Source organism: Cloacibacillus sp. (genome assembly GCA_036655895.1).
Classification (GTDB): Bacteria; Synergistota; Synergistia; order Synergistales; family Synergistaceae; genus JAVVPF01.
This window is the reverse complement of record JAVVPF010000142.1, coordinates 1-636: the sequence shown is the minus strand read 5'-3', so window position 1 is coordinate 636 and position 636 is coordinate 1. Positions and strand designations below refer to the sequence as shown.

The 636-nt window shown below is 39.5% G+C and carries 1 rRNA gene; it reads right to left on the bottom strand.

Going from position 1 to position 636, the window contains the following annotated elements:
- A 16S ribosomal RNA gene (locus tag RRY12_13370) occupies positions 1–288 on the bottom strand; the annotation flags it as partial.
- Between the last annotated feature and the right edge of the window lie 348 nt (positions 289–636).

Here is a 636-nt window from a genome sequence, read left to right as displayed (position 1 = left end):
CTACGCATCGTCGCCTTGGTGAGCCGTTACCTCACCAACTAGCTAATGCGCCGCGGGCCCATCTTATAGCGGATTGCTCCTTTAATTGCTTCTTCATGCGAAAATGCAATGTTATGCGGTATTAATCTTCCTTTCGGAAGGCTATTCCCCTCTATAAGGCAGGTTGCCCACGTGTTACTCACCCGTCCGCCGCTAGATTTATCCCCGAAGGGAAACTCCTCGCTCGACTTGCATGTGTTAGGCACGCCGCCAGCGTTCGTCCTGAGCCAGGATCAAACTCTCACTAAAAAGTTTAATCTTGTAGTACTCCTTACATCTTTCGAGTAAGTTTCCTTTATTCGCTGACTCTCAAAAAGAATTGCTGGTTATTACTTAACTTTATATTATCTGTTCAATTTTCAAAGACCATTTTCTCCAGTCACCCTCAAGCGACTTTCTTATTGTATCATTGCATCTAAACCTTGTCAACGCTTTATTTCAAGCTGTTTTTTCTTGGTTTGTCATTTGCAACTTCTCTATCTTATCACTAGTTTCAATCTCTGTCAATAACTTTTAAAATTATAAATTTATTTGTTATTACTTGAAATTTCTAAGATATTTTATTGTTCCCTTGTGGAACGAATTTAATAATATCAT